The organism is Arthrobacter sp. Y3221157 (assembly GCF_059089865.1).
On record NZ_JBNHFD010000238.1, the window covers coordinates 1 to 355 of the forward strand.

General features: G+C 64.2%; 1 pseudogene. It reads left to right on the plus strand.

Annotated features, from left to right (window positions below):
• Positions 1 to 14: 14 nt before the first annotated feature.
• A pseudogene (locus AC5RTT_RS20835) lies at positions 15 to 355 on the plus strand (ABC transporter); the annotation flags it as partial.

Here is a 355-nt window from a genome sequence, read left to right on the forward strand (position 1 = left end):
GCAGACAGCACCTCTTGGGCCGGCTGCTCCGCAACCCCCTGGGAATCACTGCCACGGCCTACATAGCTGTCATGGCACTGGTGGCCCTGGTTGGGCCCTTCATCGCACCGCATGATCCGAACGCAGCATCCCTGCAGCTGGTCTTTGCCCCTCAGAGCCCTGAGCACCTGCTTGGTGCTGACAGCGCAGGCCGTGACGTGTTCTCCCGACTCATTCACGCCACCTCTGTCAGCCTCGCCGGCGCGTCTGTTGCTGTCGCCGTTGCCGCGGTCATCGGAATTCCGGCCGGTCTGATCGCCGGATACCGGGGGGGATGGTTCGATACAGTAGCGGCGTGGCTGTCAGGGTTGATCCT